Origin of the sequence: Pseudomonas sp. SIMBA_068 (assembly GCF_046534705.1) — a bacterium.
In the GTDB taxonomy this organism is placed as follows: Bacteria; Pseudomonadota; Gammaproteobacteria; order Pseudomonadales; family Pseudomonadaceae; genus Aquipseudomonas; species Aquipseudomonas putida.
In genome coordinates, this window is sequence record NZ_JAWRYI010001495.1 from 1 (window position 1) to 240 (window position 240).

Below are 240 nucleotides of genomic sequence, written 5' to 3' on the forward strand. Positions count from 1 at the left end.
CTGCCAGCGATAACGCCACAAAAGGGATCTCAAAGGTCATCGAGATCAGAATCACCAGCAGGCAGCCTACCCAGAGTTGCACGGTCTGCGGCACGCGACCTGGTCGCCGCTCGCTTAACTCTTCATGAAAGAACGCCAGCAGCCTGACCACCGGTAATGGCAGGGAGTTGAGCGCGCTCATTATTGCGGCTCAAGATTAGCGACTGCCGAAGCGCCGATGCGGAACATTTCCGGGTCAGG

The 240-nt window shown here is 57.9% G+C and carries 1 protein-coding gene; it reads right to left on the reverse strand.

What is annotated here, in order from left to right; genetic code table 11:
* Positions 1-181 (reverse strand): hypothetical protein (locus SB756_RS34630; protein ID WP_250105473.1); only part of this gene is annotated, 181 nt, incomplete at its 3' end.
* Between the last annotated feature and the right edge of the window lie 59 nt (positions 182-240).